18 protein-coding genes are annotated in these 16,721 nt (G+C 53.2%); 8 read left to right on the plus strand and 10 right to left on the minus strand.

Annotation, left to right across the window (positions count from 1 at the left end; genetic code table 11):
• The first annotated feature begins 2 nt into the window (after window positions 1-2).
• The 4 genes from metG to AMM03_RS05010 are packed head-to-tail and all read left to right on the plus strand — an operon-like array spanning window position 3 to window position 4,932.
• Window positions 3-2,087, plus strand: a complete 2,085-nt coding sequence (gene metG / locus AMM03_RS04995; RefSeq protein ID WP_090129400.1) for a methionine--tRNA ligase — start codon at window positions 3-5, stop codon at window positions 2,085-2,087.
• Between the two features lie 54 nt (window positions 2,088-2,141).
• Window positions 2,142-3,815 (plus strand): SulP family inorganic anion transporter, encoded by a 1,674-nt coding sequence (locus tag AMM03_RS05000; protein ID WP_090129401.1) that lies wholly within the window; start codon window positions 2,142-2,144, stop codon window positions 3,813-3,815.
• 53 nt (window positions 3,816-3,868) lie between these two features.
• Complete coding sequence (locus tag AMM03_RS05005) at window positions 3,869-4,072, plus strand: DUF3460 family protein (RefSeq protein ID WP_090130585.1); 204 nt, start codon at window positions 3,869-3,871, stop codon at window positions 4,070-4,072.
• A gap of 5 nt (window positions 4,073-4,077) precedes the next feature.
• Window positions 4,078-4,932, plus strand: a complete 855-nt coding sequence (locus AMM03_RS05010) for a segregation and condensation protein A (protein WP_369793666.1) — start codon at window positions 4,078-4,080, stop codon at window positions 4,930-4,932.
• A 21-nt stretch (window positions 4,933-4,953) separates the two neighbouring features.
• Here the strand turns inward: AMM03_RS05010 and AMM03_RS05015 are convergent, their stop codons facing one another.
• From AMM03_RS05015 to AMM03_RS05030, 4 genes are all read right to left on the minus strand, one after another.
• Window positions 4,954-5,970 (minus strand): NAD(P)H-dependent glycerol-3-phosphate dehydrogenase, encoded by a 1,017-nt coding sequence (locus AMM03_RS05015; RefSeq protein ID WP_090130589.1) that lies wholly within the window; start codon window positions 5,968-5,970, stop codon window positions 4,954-4,956.
• Between the two features lie 24 nt (window positions 5,971-5,994).
• Window positions 5,995-6,456 carry a protein-export chaperone SecB gene (gene secB, locus AMM03_RS05020; RefSeq protein WP_090129402.1) on the minus strand — a complete coding sequence of 154 codons (462 nt, stop codon included), beginning with the start codon at window positions 6,454-6,456 and terminating at the stop codon, window positions 5,995-5,997.
• A 114-nt stretch (window positions 6,457-6,570) separates the two neighbouring features.
• The gene (gene grxC, locus AMM03_RS05025; protein ID WP_090129403.1) at window positions 6,571-6,828 is read right to left on the minus strand and encodes a glutaredoxin 3; all 258 of its coding nucleotides are present in this window, start codon (window positions 6,826-6,828) and stop codon (window positions 6,571-6,573) included.
• 30 nt (window positions 6,829-6,858) lie between these two features.
• On the minus strand, window positions 6,859-7,266 hold the full coding sequence (locus tag AMM03_RS05030) for a rhodanese-like domain-containing protein (RefSeq protein ID WP_090129404.1): 408 nt from the start codon (window positions 7,264-7,266) through the stop codon (window positions 6,859-6,861).
• Between the two features lie 111 nt (window positions 7,267-7,377).
• On the opposite strand from AMM03_RS05030, the gene gpmA reads away from it, so the two are divergent.
• Genes gpmA through AMM03_RS05050 form a run of 4 tightly spaced genes read left to right on the plus strand, consistent with a single transcriptional unit; the run spans window position 7,378 to window position 12,052 of the window.
• Window positions 7,378-8,121 (plus strand): 2,3-diphosphoglycerate-dependent phosphoglycerate mutase, encoded by a 744-nt coding sequence (gene gpmA, locus AMM03_RS05035; protein WP_090129405.1) that lies wholly within the window; start codon window positions 7,378-7,380, stop codon window positions 8,119-8,121.
• Between the two features lie 48 nt (window positions 8,122-8,169).
• A complete protein-coding gene (locus AMM03_RS05040) occupies window positions 8,170-9,627 on the plus strand; it encodes a S41 family peptidase (RefSeq protein ID WP_090130590.1) in 1,458 nt (485 codons plus the stop codon).
• 6 nt (window positions 9,628-9,633) lie between these two features.
• Window positions 9,634-10,389, plus strand: coding sequence for a HesA/MoeB/ThiF family protein (locus AMM03_RS05045; protein ID WP_090129406.1), 756 nt, complete (start codon window positions 9,634-9,636; stop codon window positions 10,387-10,389).
• 1 nt (window position 10,390) lies between these two features.
• Window positions 10,391-12,052, plus strand: coding sequence for a SulP family inorganic anion transporter (locus AMM03_RS05050; protein ID WP_228764572.1), 1,662 nt, complete (start codon window positions 10,391-10,393; stop codon window positions 12,050-12,052).
• A 22-nt stretch (window positions 12,053-12,074) separates the two neighbouring features.
• On the opposite strand, the gene AMM03_RS05055 is transcribed toward AMM03_RS05050, so the two are convergent.
• From AMM03_RS05055 to nudB, 6 genes are all read right to left on the minus strand, one after another.
• Window positions 12,075-12,884 carry a DUF429 domain-containing protein gene (locus tag AMM03_RS05055; protein WP_090130592.1) on the minus strand — a complete coding sequence of 270 codons (810 nt, stop codon included), beginning with the start codon at window positions 12,882-12,884 and terminating at the stop codon, window positions 12,075-12,077.
• A gap of 19 nt (window positions 12,885-12,903) precedes the next feature.
• A complete protein-coding gene (locus tag AMM03_RS05060) occupies window positions 12,904-13,326 on the minus strand; it encodes a BLUF domain-containing protein (protein ID WP_090129408.1) in 423 nt (140 codons plus the stop codon).
• 2 nt (window positions 13,327-13,328) lie between these two features.
• On the minus strand, window positions 13,329-14,042 hold the full coding sequence (folE, locus tag AMM03_RS05065; RefSeq protein WP_090129409.1) for a GTP cyclohydrolase I: 714 nt from the start codon (window positions 14,040-14,042) through the stop codon (window positions 13,329-13,331).
• A gap of 97 nt (window positions 14,043-14,139) precedes the next feature.
• Entirely contained in the window at window positions 14,140-15,366 is a 1,227-nt protein-coding gene (gene clsB / locus AMM03_RS05070) for a cardiolipin synthase ClsB (protein ID WP_090129410.1), read from the minus strand.
• On the minus strand, window positions 15,363-16,187 hold the full coding sequence (locus tag AMM03_RS05075) for an endonuclease/exonuclease/phosphatase family protein (RefSeq protein WP_090129411.1): 825 nt from the start codon (window positions 16,185-16,187) through the stop codon (window positions 15,363-15,365). The genes clsB and AMM03_RS05075 overlap by 4 nt, the downstream gene beginning before the upstream one ends.
• Window positions 16,178-16,639 carry a dihydroneopterin triphosphate diphosphatase gene (gene nudB / locus AMM03_RS05080; RefSeq protein WP_090130594.1) on the minus strand — a complete coding sequence of 154 codons (462 nt, stop codon included), beginning with the start codon at window positions 16,637-16,639 and terminating at the stop codon, window positions 16,178-16,180. Before nudB ends, AMM03_RS05075 begins: the two co-directional genes overlap by 10 nt.
• Window positions 16,640-16,721 lie beyond the last annotated feature (82 nt).

The following is a 16,721-nucleotide window of genomic DNA, read 5'->3' on the forward strand; positions in this document are numbered from 1 at the left end:
TCATGCCTGCTTTGCCTGTTTCGAACCCCACTGCTGCCCAGCGACAAATTTTTGTCACGACCGCTTTGCCTTATGCCAATGGCAATTTCCACATCGGTCACATCATGGAGTACATCCAGGCCGACATCTGGGTTCGCGCGCAACGCATGCAAGGCCATGAGGTGCATTTTGTGTGCGCAGACGATGCGCATGGCGCCCCCATCATGATTGCCGCCGAAAAAGCAGGCATCACACCCCAGCAGTTTGTGGCCAACATTGCCGCAGGTCGCAAGCCTTACCTCGACGGTTTTCACATTGCATTTGACAACTGGCACTCCACAGACGGTGCAGAGAATCACGAACTGGCCCAACAAATTTACCGCGACCTCAAAGCTGCGGGCCTGATTGCCACCAAAACCATTGAGCAATTCTTTGACCCCGAAAAGTCAATGTTCTTGCCCGACCGCTTCATCAAAGGCGAATGCCCCAAGTGCGGCGCCAAGGACCAATATGGCGACAGCTGCGAATCGTGTGGTGCGGTGTACTCGCCCACCGAAGTTAAGAACCCCTACTCTGCTTTGTCTGGGGCAACGCCTGTCCTTAAACAATCCGAGCACTACTTCTTCAAACTGTCCGACCCACGCTGCGTTGAGTTCTTAGAAAAATGGACACACGAGTCAGGCCGCTTGCAGCCCGAAGTGCTGAACAAAATCAAAGAGTGGTTTGCCAAAGACGAAGAAGGTCAAGGCGGCTTGGGCGACTGGGACATTAGCCGAGATGCACCTTACTTCGGCATCGAAATTCCAGACGCACCCGGCAAATATTTCTACGTGTGGCTCGATGCGCCCATTGGCTATTTGGCCTCGCTCAAAAATTATTTGGGCAAGATCGGTGTGGACTACAACGCCTACATCAACAACCCCAAGGTTGAGCAGTACCACTTCATTGGCAAAGACATCACGTATTTCCATACGCTGTTCTGGCCCGCCATGCTGCACTTTAGCGGCCGCAAAACGCCCAACGCGGTGTATGTGCACGGTTTCTTAACCGTCAGTGGCGAGAAGATGAGCAAGAGCCGCGGCACTGGCCTCGACCCTCTCAAGTATTTGAAACTGGGCATGAATCCTGAGTGGCTGCGTTACTACATTGCCGCCAAACTCAATGGCCGCAACGAAGACGTCGACTTCAACCCCGAAGACTTCATGGCCCGCGTCAACTCCGACTTGGTGGGCAAGTACATCAACATCGCATCTCGCGCCGCAGGCTTCATTGCCAAGCGTTTGGGTGGCAAGTTGGGCACGGTATCGGCCGACGGCCAAGCTTTGCTGAAGCAATTGCACGAAGGCGTAGCGCCCATTGCCAAACTGTATGACGAACGCGATTACGCCAAAGCCTTGCGCGAAGTGATGCTCTTGGCCGACCGCGTGAACGAATACGTTGACCAAAACAAACCTTGGGAATTGGCCAAGCAAGAAGGCATGGATACACGCCTGCACGACGTGTGCACCACCTGCATTGAAGCCTTCCGTTTGCTCAGCCTGATGCTCAAACCCGTGCTGCCTTCTTTGGCCAGCAACGTTGAAAAGTTCTTGAACATTGAAGCCATGAACTTCACAGATGTGAAGGCTTCACTAGGTGCAGGTCATGCCATCAACGATTACAAGCACTTGATGCAGCGTGTGGATGTGGCCATGCTCGATTCATTGTTCGAAGCGCCCGAGCCCGTGGTGGAGGCTGCTCCTCTGCCCGGCGGCGAAGCCATTGCCCCCACCATTTCTATCGACGACTTTGCCAAGATCGATTTGCGCATTGCGCAAATTGTGCAATGCGAAGCCGTGGAAGGCTCCACCAAACTCTTGCGCCTCACCTTGGATGTGGGCGAAGGCAAACACCGCAACGTGTTCAGCGGTATTGCCAGTGTCTACAAGCCCGAAGACTTGGTGGGCAAGCTCACCGTCATGGTGGCCAATTTGGCACCGCGCAAAATGAAGTTTGGCGTGTCCGAAGGCATGGTGCTGGCCGCCAGCCATGCAGACGAAAAAGCCGAGCCAGGTATTTATGTCTTGAATCCATGGCCAGGTGCAAAGCCCGGCATGCGCATTCACTGATCGGGATCATTCAAAAGGTCATGCACTAGGCCGCTCTCAGCGCTACACTGACGCATGGCCTTTTTCTTTCGCCCCAAGCTCGTTGACTCGTTAAAGGCTTACACGCGCGAGCAACTGGGCACCGACATCGCATCAGGCATCACCGTGGGCGTGGTGGCTTTGCCCTTGGCCATGGCGTTTGCCATTGCTTCAGGCCTCAAACCCGAAGCGGGCTTGTTCACTGCCATCATTGCAGGCTTCCTAATTTCTGCACTGGGCGGCAGCAGGGTTCAAATTGGGGGTCCTGCGGGCGCTTTCATTGTCATTGTGTATGGCATCTTGGAGCGCTATGGCTTGGCCAATTTGATCATTGCCACAGCAGCATCTGGCGTGCTTTTGTTCATCATGGGCTTGCTCAAATTGGGCACCCTCATCCGCTTCATTCCGGTGGCTGTGGTCATTGGCTTCACCAATGGCATTGCGGTGCTCATCATGTTGTCCCAGGCCAAAGATTTTCTGGGCCTCAAAGTCAACAACATGCCCGCCGATTTCTTTGGCATGTTGCGCACCTTGCATGAAGCCTTGCCCAGTTTTAAAGCCACTCCATTTGCATTGGCCTTGGGCTCCTTGATTTTGATCGTGGTGTGGCAGCGCTTGGTGACAAATCGTGCCAACCCAAACACCCAGTCAGGCCTGCAAGGATTTTTGAAAATCATTCCCGGCTCCATCGTGGCGCTGGTCTTTGCCACTTGGTTAACCCAAGCGACGAACTTGCCAGTTGAAACCATCGGCAGCAAATTTGGCGGCATTCCCTCTGAGTTACCCAGTTTGGTTTGGCCAGAATTCAGCTTGGCCAGTTTGCAGCACTTGAGCATGCCCATCTTGACCTTGACCTTGCTGGGCGCCATTGAGTCCTTGCTCTGTGCACGCATTGCCGACGGCTTGATAGGCGACCGCCACAACCCCAACCAAGAATTGATGGCCCAAGGCGTGGCCAATTTTGTGACGCCCTTCTTTGGCGGCATGCCTGCTACCGGCACCATTGCCCGCACCGTGACCAATGTCAAAAGTGGCGGCCGCTCACCCATCGCGGGCATGGTCCACGCCCTGACCTTGTTGTTGGTGGTTTGGGTAGCCGCGCCTCTGGCCAATCACATTCCGCTGGCCACATTGGCCGCCATTTTGATGTTTGTCGCTTGGAACATGGGCGAATGGCACGCCTTTACCGACCTCAAGCAGTTTCGACTTCCCTACCGAATTACCTTGTTGGCTGTTTTTCTTCTGACGGTCATGGTCGACCTCACGGTGGCTGTTGAGTTTGGCTTGTTTGCAGCCTGCGTCACCTTCATTTACAGAATTTCAAACCTCAGCCGTATTGAAGCGCTGACCAGCAAAGACACCCCCAAACTGGCACAGCAAGAAGGCCAGATCAGCGCCTATCGCTTGTATGGCGCCCTGTTCTTTGGCGCGGTCAAACTGGTGGAGGCCATTGAAGACAAGCTGCCTGAAAAAACACTGGTTTTGGACCTTAAAAATCTCATTTACATCGACTCATCAGGGGCCGATGCACTGATGGCCTTGGCGCGCATTTGCCACAAGAAACAGGTACGGCTCATCGTATGCGGGCTGAGTCATCAACCCTTGGACATTGCCCGCAGAACAGGATTCCTAGAGTTGGTGGGTCAAAATGTTCTGCAGGACTACGAATCAGGCCTCGATACGGCCCTTTTGTCAGTCAAACAGGCGTGACACCCCGCTAAAATATGCCTCTATTCAACTGAAAGCGCTTTGTCATGTCGCTCTTGCATTTTTTCCGTCGCCCTGACTACCGTTCAGACGCTACCCAGTTCATTGATCAACTCAAAGTAGACCGTCCTCATTTAGACGGCGCTCAACAAGAAGCACGCGCGCTTTTGTGGGACGCATCTGTCGACCGCCATGTCTTGAAAGAATTCAACGCTGGCAAAGTGGCTCAAAAACCTTACGTCTACCAGACCAAAGGCTGAAGTCTTTGGAAAACACACTCGCGCCCATTGAGGTTCTGCCTGCGGTTGACAATCCGGCGGGCCAACCCGAGGTCATCGACCACGTGGCCGTGGCACGCCTGTATGGCGAGCCTTTGTTTTCCATGCCCAACGACCTCTACATCCCACCGGATGCCTTGGAGGTTTTTCTAGAGGCCTTCGAAGGTCCTCTGGACTTGTTGTTGTACCTGATTCGCAAGCAAAACTTCAACATCCTCGACATTCCCATGGCCGCGGTCACGCGCCAGTACCTGAGTTATGTCGATGAAATTCGTGAGCACAACTTAGAGTTGGCCGCAGAGTATTTGCTCATGGCTGCCATGCTGATTGAAATCAAATCACGCATGTTGTTGCCGCCCAAAAAAGTGGCCGAAGGCCAAGAGCCCGAAGACCCCCGTGCCGAATTGGTTCGCCGTTTGCTCGAGTACGAGCAAATGAAATTGGCCTCGATGCAATTGGGCAATGTGCCCCAGTACGGTCGCGACTTTTTAAAGGCACAGGTTTACATCGAGCAAAGCTTGCAACCTCGCTTCCCCGATGTGCATTTGGTTGAACTGCAAGATGCCTGGCAAGATATTTTGAAACGCGCCAAGCTGGTTCAGCATCACAAAATCAGTCGAGAAGAACTCAGCGTGCGCGAGCACATGAGCATTGTGTTGAAGCACCTGCAAGGCCGCAAGTTTGTCGAGTTTGAAAACTTGTTCGACCCCAGCAAAGGCACGCCCGTGCTGGTGGTCACCTTCATTGCTTTGCTTGAGTTGGCCAAAGAGACACTGATTGAAATTACCCAAGCCGAAGCCTTTGCGCCCATCTATGTGCGCTTGGCCTTCACGCCGGTTTGATGTACTTGGCAGCTTGCTAACTTAAGCAAGCTCGCCCTTGGCGCCGCGTCCCATCAAGGCCGCAACCGCCTCGGCAGGCTTGAGTTGGCCATCCAACAAAGCCACCACCGCCTGTGCAATGGGCATCTCAACACCCAAGGCTTGTGCCCGTTTGAGCACCGTGCGCGCGCTGTAAACACCTTCGGCCACATGGCCCAAAGACTGAACGGCCTGCTGAAGGTCCATGCCTTGCGCCAGCAACAAACCGACTTTGCGATTGCGACTTAAATCGCCAGTGGCCGTGAGCACCAAATCGCCCAGCCCAGACAGGCCCATGAAGGTTTCGGGCTTGGCGCCCAAAGCCACGCCCAATCGGGTCATTTCAGACAAGCCCCGCGTAATGAGCGCTGCGCGTGCATTGAGACCCAAATTGAGGCCATCGCACAAACCCGTGGCAATGGCCAACACATTTTTAACAGCGCCACCCACCTCAACACCCACCATGTCCTCATTGGCATAAATGCGCAAACTGGGACTGTGAAATGCATCCACCAAAATTTGACGCACCTGCTGGTGTGCACTGGCAGCCACCAAAGCGGTTGGCTGGGCTTGAGCCACTTCTAAAGCAAAGCTAGGACCACTAAGGGCACCCGCCATCAAGTGAGGCGCAACCTGCTGACAAACTTCATGAGGCATGGCACCCGACTCGATGCCTTCCGATGCCGCTTCAAAACCCTTGCACAACCAGGCCACAGGCACTTGTGCGGCGCTCAAAGTTTGAAGCATGGCTCTGAGCGCGGCCATGGGCGTTGCCACCACAATCAAATCATGTTGGCAGGCCCATGCAGACACATCTAGCAGGGGCGTGCTGAGCACTTGCAATGCAGGAGGGAGTTGTATGCCAGGCAAATAACGCGCATTGACACGCTGCGTTTGCATGTCCTTGGCCACTGCCGCGTCACGCGTCCACAACTGAACAACATGACCGGCCGCGTGACGACTGGCACTGATGGCCAGCGCTGTGCCCCAAGCACCTGCCCCGATGACCGCAATCTTCAGGCTCAAGCTAGAGGCTCTGAAAGATTACTGAACTTGCGGTGCAGCGGCAGCTTGCTTGGCCGCTTCTGCTTGCTGTTGCTCGTACATGGCTTGGAAGTTAATTTCGGCCAAATGGACAGGCGGGAAGCCAGCGCGCGTAACCAAGTCGGCCACGTTGCCACGCAAATAGGGGTACACGATTTGAGGGCAAGCGATGCCCATGATGGCACCCATTTGGTCTTCTGGCACATTGCGAATTTCGAAAATACCCGCTTGCTTGCATTCCACCAAGAAGACTGTTTTGTCTTCAATTTTGGTGTGCACAGTGGCTGTGACGCAAATTTCGAAAACACCATCGGCGGCCTGGTTGGCTTCAACACCCAACTGAATATCCACTGCGGGTTGTTGCTGCTCCAACAAGATAGCAGGTGAATTGGGCTGTTCCAAAGACGCTTCTTTCAAGTAAACGCGCTGAATTTGGAACACGGGGTTGTTTTCTTCGGACATAAAAACTCTTGAGTTGAAAGTAATCTTCCCATCGGTTGCCAGATCTAGCTTGAACCTTGGGCCAAGCTAGATTATGACCGATGGATACTGGCTTAATTTGGCGGCAATGCTGACTTATGCCTGCAACAGAGGCATCAGCCCACCTTTGGCATCCAAGGCCATCAGGTCATCACAGCCGCCCACATGGGTGTCGCCAATGAAAATTTGGGGCACGGTTCTGCGCCCAGTGATGTTCATCATGTGCTCGCGGGCTTCGGGTAACTGGTCGATCCTGATTTCTTCAATCTCGGCCACACCCTTGGCCTTCAATATTTGTTTGGCACGAACGCAATAAGGGCAGACGGCAGTGGTGTACATCTTCACGGGGGACATGGCAACTCCAAATTTTGTCGAAAACCGAAATTAGGCTTTTTCTGTGGGCAAACTGGCTTCACGCCAGGCTTTCAGACCACCCGCCAAGGCTTGGGCGCGCTCGTAGCCCAGCTTTTTGGCTTGGGATGCTGCGCGAGAAGCACGGCCGCCTGATTGACACACCAAAATGACAGGCACGCTTTTGTTTTTAACCACCGAAGGCAATTGGGCCTCAAGCTGCGCCAAAGGAATGTTTTTAGAACCCACCGCATGTCCTTGGGCAAATTCGTTGGGTTCACACACGTCGATCAAAACCGCTTTTTCGCGGTTCATCAGCAAAACCGCCTCGGTCGGTACAACACCACCCGCGGCACCTTGGGTCAGCGTGGGTAGAAACAAGGCCAAGGCCGAGCCAGCAGCAACCGCCACCAACATCCAGTTTTCAATCAAAAAATTCACAAAAAACCCTTAAAAAGTTCATCTGCAGCCAATTTATAAGCCGCATGCCAGATTCGAATTCTAAAATGCGAAACATCAACTTGTATTTTTTGATCGATTAAACCTTTAACCATGTACAAATTAGTTCTTATTCGTCACGGCGAATCCACTTGGAATTTAGAAAACCGCTTCACTGGCTGGACCGACGTCGACCTCACGCCAACGGGCATTGAACAAGCCAAGGCCGCTGGCCGCCTCCTCAAAGCCGAAGGCTATGAGTTTGATCTGGCCTACACCAGTGTGCTCAAACGCGCTATTCACACCTTGTGGCACACCTTGGACGCCATGGAACGTCAATGGCTGCCCGTGCACAACAACTGGCGCCTGAACGAGCGTCACTACGGCGCATTGCAAGGCCTGAACAAAGCCGAAACCGCCAAAAAATTTGGCGATGAGCAAGTGTTGGTGTGGCGCCGCAGCTATGACACACCGCCCCCAGCCCTCGAGCCACAAGACCCCCGCAGTGAACGAGCCGACCTGCGCTACGCCAAACTAAACCCTGCCGACATTCCCCTGACGGAGTGCCTGAAAGACACCGTGGAACGCGTCATTCCTTTCTGGAACGATTCCATGGCGCCCGCTATCAAGGCGGGCAAACGCATTGTGGTGGCCGCCCATGGCAATTCCATTCGCGCCCTCATCAAATACTTGGACAACATTTCGGACGACGCCATTGTGAATTTGAACATTCCCAACGGCATTCCATTGGTTTACGAATTGGACGCCAACCTCAAGCCCATCAAGCACTACTACTTGGGTGATGCAGAAGCCGCCGCCAAAGCTGCTGCCGCAGTCGCTAGCCAAGGCAAGGCTTAAGCGAAGGGTGTATATTGACTCTAAAGGAGGCCCTTTGGGTCAATGAACATGGGACATAAATTGAAAATTGTGGGCTGGTTAAGTGTCGGTGCCTTGGCGGGTGCCCTCACCACCATTTCGCTCCAAACCACCGCCAGGGGAACCTTTGCCCCATTGCCTTTAGAAGAATTGCAACAACTGGCCGCGGTTTTTGGCATGGTCAAAAGTGACTATGTAGAAAAAGTCGACGAGAAGAAACTGATCACTGAGGCCATCTCTGGCATGGTCTCTAGCCTCGACCCGCACTCACAGTACTTCGACAAAAAGAGCTTCAAAGAATTCAGCGAAGGCACCTCTGGTCGTTTTGTAGGCGTTGGCATTGAAATCACGCAAGAAGAAGGCGTGGTCAAGGTGGTCTCCCCCATTGAAGGCTCACCGGCCGATCGTGCTGGCCTTAAGCCCAACGATCTGATTACCAAAATTGACGAGACCTTTGTCAAAGGCTTGTCCATGAACGATGCCGTCAAGCGCATGCGTGGCGAGCCCAATACCAAAGTGTTTTTGACCATCTTCCGAAAAGACGAGAGTCGCACCTTCACGGTCACCATTGTTCGGGAAGAAATCAAAACTCAATCGGTCAAGTCCAAGTTAATTGAACCTGGATATGGTTGGATTCGAGTCTCTCAATTCCAAGAAAGAACCGTTGAAGACTTCTCTCGCAAACTAGAAGACTTGTTCAAACAAGACCCCAAACTCAAAGGCTTGGTGCTTGATTTGCGCAACGATCCCGGTGGCCTTTTGGATGCGGCAGTGGCTTTGTCTGCAGCCTTCTTGCCCGAGAACGCTATTGTGGTTTCAACCAACGGGCAATTGGAAGAAAGCAAGTTTGTTTACAAAGCAGCGCCGCAGTTTTGGCGTCGCAGTTCAGACAGCGACCCCATTCAGCGCCTCACACAAAACACCCAAGGCCAATTGAAAAAAATTCCGCTGGTGGTGCTGGTCAATGAAGGCTCTGCCTCCGCCAGCGAAATTGTGGCTGGCGCTTTGCAAGACCACAAGCGCGCCATCGTCATGGGCAGTCAAACTTTTGGCAAAGGCTCGGTTCAAACCGTTCGCCAACTCGGCCCCGACACAGCCCTCAAGCTCACCACTGCGCGTTACTACACGCCCAATGGCCGCACCATTCAAGCCAAAGGCATCTTGCCCGATGTGATGCTGGATGAAACCGAAAACGGCAATGTATTTGCAGCATTGCGCACGCGTGAGGCCGACTTAGAAAAACACTTGGGCAACGGCCAAGAAGAAGAAAAGAAAAATGAAGCTCGCCAAAAAGCACGCGAAGAAGCTTTGAAAAAGTTGGAAGCGGATGCCAAGAAACCTGAATCAGAAAGACGGCCCCCTGAATTTGGCTCTGCCAAAGATTTCCAACTGAATCAGGCTTTGAACCAACTCAAGGGTTTGCCTGTCAAAGTCAGCACCACTTTGGCTGAGCGCAAAGAAGACAGCAAAGACAAAAAAGACAAGTGATCGCGCATGAGGGATGACCAACTGCTGCGCTATTCACGCCATATTCTTTTAAATGAATGGGGCGTGGATGGCCAAGAGCGAGTCTCTCAATCGCATGCGCTTGTTGTGGGTGCAGGCGGATTAGGTTCTCCCGCGGCCTTGTACCTGGCCAGTGCCGGCGTTGGCCAGATCACCCTGATCGATCACGATGTGGTCGACGTCACCAATTTGCAAAGGCAAATTGCCCACACCCAAGATCGTGTAGGCCAACTCAAAGTTGAATCTTTGAAAAAAGCCATTGAACAAATCAATCCTGAAGTTCAAGTTCAATGCATCGCGCAGCGCGCAGATTCGGTTTTACTCAATCACCACGTGGCTCTGGCCGATGTGGTCCTTGATTGCACAGACAACTTTGAAACGCGGCATGCCATCAACCTGGCCTGCGTGCAACACAATAAGCCTTTGGTGTCAGGCTCTGCTTTGCGCATGGACGGTCAGGTCGCGGTTTATGACATCCGCCAAAGCCAAGCACCCTGCTACGCCTGCGTCTTTCCGCCGACTCAACAATTTGAAGAAACGCGATGCGCCACCATGGGCGTTTTGGCCCCATTGGTTGGCATCATTGGCAGCCTTCAAGCCACCGAAGCGCTGAAAATTCTCAGCGGCATGGGCGCCAGTTTGACGGGCCAACTGATTCTTTTCAACGCGCAATTCATGGAGTGGCAAACACTTCAAACGCATCGCCATGTGCAATGCCCCGTTTGCAGCGCCCACCGTTCATAGCATGAAGCCTCTTTCGACTTGGTTGCCTTTCCTCAATTGGCCCAAACTAACACCTGAGCTTTTCAAGAGTGAAGTGTCCGCCGGATTTATCGTGGCATTGCTCATGGTGCCCCAGTCGGTGGCCTATGCCGCATTGGCCGGCATGCCCTTGGTAACTGGGCTGTATGCGGCTTTGCTACCTGCCCTGGTGGGCGTCATGTGGGGCGGCACACTTCGCTTGTCGACGGGCCCCACCGCATTGACCTGTGTGCTGATCAGCGCCACCCTTTCGGGCTTGGCAGAACCAGGCTCGCCCTTGTGGGTGGACATGGCCATTTGGCTGGCGTTGATGGCTGGCTGCCTTCAACTGTTGATGGGCGCCTTTAAGAATGGCTGGTTGTTGAATTTAATCAGCTCACCCGTGATGACGGGATTCACGCAGGCCGCGGGCCTGTTGATCATCACCTCCCAATTGCCAGCCCTAACTGGATGGCAAGGCGGCACCAGTTTCAATGTGCCTGAGTTGGCATTTGGTTTGGGCAGTTTGTTGCTGTTGTTGATGGCCAAACAATGGGCACCACGATGGCCCAGCATCATGCTGGTGGTGGCCATCATGGGCTTGTTAAGTTATCTGTTTCATTTTGCAGACTCGGGCGGGGCTGTCATTGGCGCACTGCCTTCCGACCTGCCTCGTCTCATTGTGCCAACTTGGCTAGACGGCTCGGTCTTGGCCCAACTGGTGGGTCCTGCCGTGCTCATTGCATTCGTCAGTTTTTTAGAGGCGGCCTCCAGCGCCAAAACTGCCAATCAAAAGGCAGGCACCACCTGGCAAGACAACCAAGACTTGATGGGACAAGGCTTGGCCAAAATAGCTTCTGCTTTCAGTGGCAGTTTTGCCACCAGCATCTCGTTTTCTAGATCTGCTATTGCACTGGAAGCCGGTGCCAAAACAGGCTGGTCTGTCGTTGCCACCTGCGCATTTGTGGGCTTGTCATTGTTTGCGGCGCCAGCACTTTTTCATGTGCCACGCGCCGTGTTGGCCGCCATTGTGATCTTGGCCGTTTCGAGCCTTCTCAAGCCCATGGCCTTTGTCAAACTCTGGCAAATTTCTCGCGTCGAGGCCACCACCTCCTTGCTGACCTTTGGCATTACCTTGCTAAGTGCACCGCGCATCTATTGGGGCGTCTTGGCAGGCGTTCTGATGGGGTTGAGTCATTTTCTGCATACCCACCTACACCCCCGCATCATCGAGGTGGGCTTGCACGATGACGGCAGTTTAAGAGACCGTCATTTGTGGCATTTACCGCCCCTTGCTTCCGACGTGTTTGCAGTGCGCATGGATGCAGAGCTTGATTTTGCAGCGGCCAGCAGTTTTGAAAAATACCTGACCGAACACCTTCGAGAATTGCCTCACATTCAACACGTATGTTTGTTTGCGCAGCCCATCAACCGAATTGATGCAACCGGCGTTGAGACCCTTCAACAATTGAGAAAGCAATTAGGTTCGCGCGGCATTCAACTGCACATCAGCGGCATCAAACTGCCTGTCGAAAAGGCGCTGCGTTTGGCGGGTGAACTCAAATCAGAAGATGGCGTACACCTGTACAGAACCGATGCGGAGGCCTTGGTCGCTTTGCGTTCTTTGCAAGCCCTGCCCAACGATATTGCAGGCATGGCCATCTAGTTTCTGCGCCGACTTTAAAGCCTTAAGCGCTCACAATCCAGCCCTCTAAGGGATCAAATTCAGGAAGTCCGTAGTTGGCTTCATTTTGCAGGCTAGCCCACGCCGCTTGCACCATGCACAACACAGCGTCCAAGGCATCGCCAGACCCATCGGCCAGCAAAGTGTCGTGCTGGGCAGCACTCAGTTTTAATCGCAGGCTCAACTTGGTTTGGCCCATGTCTAAAGCATGCAAAATGTCTTTGCGGGCTAGCCATCTGTCTGGCGTCTGCTTTGACTTGTCATCGCTTTTATAGCTTCTGTGCCCCACCAATTCACGCGCCAACAAACCTGGGTAGGCTTCAAGTGCAATGCGCTGACCGTCGCCTGCTTGCATGTGGGGCAAGGTCCAACCAGCTGCTCGCAGCAAAGGCACGCCTGCATGCATCATCCAAGCCACTGGCGGATTGACCCACTTCATGGAAGGACTGGAGCCTGCAGGTAAGTCGGTTGCACGGTGCGCAAATTTGGCGCCTACGGGCCGCGCATCACAAAAGGCTTTGAAAAATTGTCTTAATTCTTCTCGCGTATGCGATGCAAATTGGTCCATGCATTCTGGCCATGATGTCGGCCAGTTCATGTGCACCACAAATGCGCGGGGTAAGCCAAATGGCAAATCAAAGCCGGCAACGCATGGGGCGTTGGTGGGACTTGGTTGTTGAAGGAACTCTAAAAACTCGGGCAGCGTTTGAAAGAAATTCAAACGGTCTAATTGCACCGCGCCACGATGCAGGCGCCCGACGGCAACGACTATAGGCTTGCGTTTGGACGGGCTGCTTGAAAAATCGCAGCCCATCAAACACGTGGCAGAAACCTCAGGCGCGCCCAATGATCGAAGCCGTGGCCATGAGTTCCTCTAGCAAGGCCAAAGAAACTGAGCCAGACACACTGTAGGGGTCGAGCTCTGCACGCTCGGAGTATTTCAAGAGAATGCTGGTGTTGACGCGAGACACATCCACCTGCCCCATGGTCCAGCCGCTGAAGCGCCGCTCAGAAATTTCTTCATAGTGCAAGAGCACCACTTGTTTGTGACGAGCATCTTTTTGAATGTGGCCGTACAAATCGCTGACAGCCTCACGGCCACCTTCGATGGCCTGCAAAAAGATACCGCCGCCATAGACCAAGATGCCCGTGATGCCTGTACTGGGGTTGAATTGTCTGGACTGGGCCAAAATAGATTCAATGACATCGGGATGAGGATCAACTGCGCGGCTGGCGTAAAGTAAACGAACCAACATGATCAGGCCTTTCTGGGAATCAATGACAAGAACTCTCGGCGCAAATTGGCATCCTTGAGAAACACACCGCGCATGACCGAGTTGATCATTTTGCTGTCCATGTCTTTGACACCTCGCCAGCCCATGCAAAAGTGGCTGGCTTCCATGACGATGGCCAAGCCATCAGGCTGCGTCTTGCGTTGAATCAAGTCGGCCAATTGCACCACGGCTTCTTCTTGAATTTGGGGGCGGCCCATGATCCATTCGGCCAGGCGTGCGTACTTGGACAGGCCAATGACGTTGGTGTGTTCGTTGGGCATCACACCAATCCAAATTTGACCGATGACTGGGCACAGGTGGTGACTGCAAGCGCTGCGAACCGTGATGGGACCCACAATCATGAGCTCGTTCAGGTGCTCTGCATTGGGAAATTCTGTGACTTCGGGGCCTTCAACATAGCGGCCTTTGAAGACTTCCTTCAAATACATTTTGGCCACACGGCGGGCTGTGTCTTGGGTGTTGTGATCGTTTTGCGTATCGATCACCATGCTGTCCAACACGGTTTGCATTTTGGCGCTGACTTCGTCCAACAAATGATCGAGTTCACCGGGTTGAATGAACTCAGCAATGTTGTCGTTGGCGTTGAAGCGTTTGCGTGCTGCCAAGATGCGCTCGCGAATCTTGACGGACATCGGCGTACCGTTGTCGTCTGCGGGCAATTGAGCGGGTGCGGTCATATGCTTTTGAGTGGAAATATCAAAACCCAATCCTACCAGTGATTGATGTCATTTGACTCAGTGTGGGGATGCCCTGAGCCTGGGTTGATCGACGGGTTCAGTACCGGTTGCCTGTGAGCCAAATGGCAAATCGCATCAAGCCAAAGGCCATCCAATCCAGCGCCCTCAAAAACTGAGACCGCTCTTTCAGGGTTTGCGGCAGGATTTGAAGGCTGTCCTGTGCCATGGCCAGCGTCAATGCGTCGTGCAAGTTCTGGGCAAAATGCCCATCGGCCACCACCACATTGGCCTCGCGAGCCAACAAAAGACTAATCGGATCCAAATTGGAAGAGCCCACCGTAGCCCATGGCCGTTCATGATGGGCATCCACCACGGCCACCTTGGCATGCAAAAAACTTTGGGTGTATTCAAAAATTTCCACACCCGCATCCAACATTTGCCGATAAACCGGACGTGCTGCGTGGTACTGCATGAAATATTCGTAGCGACCTTGCAACAACAAGCGAACTTTCACACCCCGCGCCGCCGCCATTACCAGCGCCTGACGCAGCTTGCGGCCAGGCAGAAAATAAGCGTTGGCAATCACAATTTCATGACGTGCCGTGGCAATGGCTTTGAGATAAGCCTTTTCAATTTGGCTCCGATGAAGCACGTTGTCTCTTAACAGCAAGCCTGCACGAGCCACCCATTGCTGCGCTTGTGAATTTGAATGGTGCAACCATGGAAAATGCACCCCAGCTGCTTTGAAGGAGCTGAAGGCTTCTGGAAAATTTTGTTGCCGAACGTGTTTAACGGCTTGCAGGCGCCACCACAGTTGCGTGCATGCTTCCTGAACCTGCTGCACCAGAGCGCCTGTGGCGCACACTGCAAAATCTAGGCGCGGCGCTTTCAGGCTGCCATATTGCGGATCGTACAAGTCATCCAAAATATTGATGCCACCGCAAAAAGCCAATTGGCCATCAATCACGCACAACTTACGGTGCAGTCTGCGCCACCGACTGGGAATGAGTAAACCCAATGCACCCAAAGGCGAATAGGTTCGCCATTCGACGCCTGCCTTGTCAAAACGCAATCGCCAATCTTCACTAAGTTGGGGTGTGCCTACGCCATCGACCACAATCCAAACGCGCAAGCCGCGAATGCCAGCGCGCTCTAGCGCGAAGGCCACCTGTGCCGCAGGCCCATGGAAATCAAAAATATAAGTTTCAAATTGAATATGCGACCGGGCAGCGTCGATAGCACGAATCAGTTCTGGAAAAAACTCAGCACTGCCTTGGAGCAGCTTAACCTGATGACCATCACGCAACAGCGGTTGGTGTTTCATAAATCGAACAAGGCCAACAAGGGCAAATGGTCCGACATGCGTCGCCAAATTTTGCCATGAGGCACCATTTGGCCCATGGGTTTCAACCCTTTTGCATAGACATGGTCTAGCTGAACAATGGGCATTCTGGAGGGGTAAGTCAGATGCTTGCCAGCATGCCACTCATTCAAAGTTTGTTCGCGCATCATGTTGGAAATTCGGTTGCCCCAATCGTTGAAGTCACCCGCCACCAACAAAGGTGCGTCAGCAGGCACTTCACGTTCAATGTAGTGGTGCAATTGCTTAACCTGGCGAATGCGGCTAGCAGGGATCAACCCCAGGTGCACCACAATCACATGCACATTCACGTGCCCATTCATCTGAGCATGGTGTGCAGGAAATTTAGCTTGCAACTCATTCACCCCATGGGCTTCAGTGGCGTGACCGACTTGAATTTCAACATGCAGCAGACCACGTTGTTCAAAGCGATGATCGGACATGTCTTCATGTCGGTGCGTCACCACGGGCCAGCGCGACAACAAAGCATTGCCATGCTCGCCATGTTTGGTAATGGCATTGGTCTTGTAAATGGCCTCATAACCTGGTGGTGCCAAAAATTCAGCCTGGGGCATTTCTGGCCAATGCTTGAAATACTTTTCCTCGCGTCGGTGCACTTTGCGAACTTCTTGAAGGCAAACAATGTCGGCGTCCAATTGCTCAATGGCCAAGCCCAAGTTGTGAATCTCTAAGCGCCGCACAGGGCCTAAACCTTGAACACCCTTGTGAATGTTGTAGGTGGCCACCTTCAAATAGGCGTGTTTTTCTAGTTGGCTTAAGGGCATGAAAGCCACCTAGGCAACATCAGAATAGCCTCCGCATTGGAGGGCGAAAAACATTCGTCTGCAGCTTCTTGCCAAGGCACCCATTTAAATTCTGTGTGCTCCGTAGGGCTTAATTGAATGGGCTGCCGTGCGGGCAAAGCCAAGCCAAACACTCGCTCAGTGTTGTGGCTCACATCGGGTGGGTAGCGATAACGCCAGGCCGGATAAATTTCGTACACATTTTCTAAGGCCCAATCGGTTAACTTGAATGCAGGGTCTATGGCATCAAGGCCAGTCTCTTCTTTGACTTCTCGTACGGCCGTAGCTTCCCAAGATTCGGCCTCAAAGTCTTTGCTGCCTGTGACTGATTGCCAAGTGCCTGCATCGGCCCTGCGAATGAGCAAAACATCGGCAGCCGGGGTGTAAATCACCACCAAAACGGACTGAGGAATTTTGTAAGTTCGGGCATTCATGACACTCACATTCTGCATGATGTTGCCGGCTGATTTGACTTCGCGGGCATTGGCGCCACAAACGCCTATGATCACCCTATGC

Origin of the sequence: Limnohabitans sp. Rim11, assembly GCF_001269365.1 — a bacterium.
GTDB lineage: Bacteria > Pseudomonadota > Gammaproteobacteria > Burkholderiales > Burkholderiaceae_C > Limnohabitans_A.

Bases quoted from the DNA above. Each gene is read 5' to 3' on its own strand.
- AMM03_RS05055 (WP_090130592.1), bottom strand. From the start codon at position 12,884: ATGGGCTGCGATTTTTCAAGCAGCCCGTCCAAACGCAAGCCTATAGTC.
- nudB (WP_090130594.1), bottom strand. From the start codon at position 16,639: ATGAATGCCCGAACTTACAAAATTCCTCAGTCCGTTTTGGTGGTGATT.
- AMM03_RS05040 (WP_090130590.1), top strand. From the start codon at position 8,170: ATGGGACATAAATTGAAAATTGTGGGCTGGTTAAGTGTCGGTGCCTTG.
- grxC (WP_090129403.1), bottom strand. From the start codon at position 6,828: ATGTCCCCCGTGAAGATGTACACCACTGCCGTCTGCCCTTATTGCGTT.
- clsB (WP_090129410.1), bottom strand. From the start codon at position 15,366: ATGAAACACCAACCGCTGTTGCGTGATGGTCATCAGGTTAAGCTGCTC.
- AMM03_RS05000 (WP_090129401.1), top strand. From the start codon at position 2,142: ATGGCCTTTTTCTTTCGCCCCAAGCTCGTTGACTCGTTAAAGGCTTAC.
- gpmA (WP_090129405.1), top strand. From the start codon at position 7,378: ATGTACAAATTAGTTCTTATTCGTCACGGCGAATCCACTTGGAATTTA.
- folE (WP_090129409.1), bottom strand. From the start codon at position 14,042: ATGACCGCACCCGCTCAATTGCCCGCAGACGACAACGGTACGCCGATG.
- AMM03_RS05060 (WP_090129408.1), bottom strand. From the start codon at position 13,326: ATGTTGGTTCGTTTACTTTACGCCAGCCGCGCAGTTGATCCTCATCCC.
- AMM03_RS05045 (WP_090129406.1), top strand. From the start codon at position 9,634: ATGAGGGATGACCAACTGCTGCGCTATTCACGCCATATTCTTTTAAAT.
- AMM03_RS05050 (WP_228764572.1), top strand. From the start codon at position 10,391: ATGAAGCCTCTTTCGACTTGGTTGCCTTTCCTCAATTGGCCCAAACTA.
- metG (WP_090129400.1), top strand. From the start codon at position 3: ATGCCTGCTTTGCCTGTTTCGAACCCCACTGCTGCCCAGCGACAAATT.
- secB (WP_090129402.1), bottom strand. From the start codon at position 6,456: ATGTCCGAAGAAAACAACCCCGTGTTCCAAATTCAGCGCGTTTACTTG.
- AMM03_RS05075 (WP_090129411.1), bottom strand. From the start codon at position 16,187: ATGCCCTTAAGCCAACTAGAAAAACACGCCTATTTGAAGGTGGCCACC.